The following is a 237-nucleotide window of genomic DNA, read 5'->3' on the forward strand; positions in this document are numbered from 1 at the left end:
CCGGCACCAGCTCAGGATGGGCGCGGCGGGCCACATGCGTGTAGTACGTCGACGGCGCGATTGGCAGTACCCTGCAGATCGGCTCGACCCCGTAGACGTGCCGTTGATCATCGATGAACGTGATCATCACTTCGGTCGGCGGTCGAGCTCCGCCTGTGCGAAATACGCCGACGCCTTGCGCAGGATTTCATTAACCTGGCGCAGCTCACGGTTCTCCCTCTCCAGCTCCTTGAGCCG

Annotated in this window: 1 pseudogene and 1 other annotated feature; the pseudogene reads right to left on the minus strand. The window is 62.9% G+C overall.

The features are described from left to right. A pseudogene (locus AB3X86_RS38560) lies at positions 1 to 237 on the minus strand (IS3 family transposase); the annotation flags it as partial. Continuing rightward, positions 53 to 169: a sequence feature (AL1L pseudoknot), on the minus strand. It overlaps the preceding pseudogene by 117 nt.

The organism is Paraburkholderia sp. BR14374 (assembly GCF_040948685.1).
GTDB classification, from domain to species: domain Bacteria; phylum Pseudomonadota; class Gammaproteobacteria; order Burkholderiales; family Burkholderiaceae; genus Paraburkholderia; species Paraburkholderia youngii.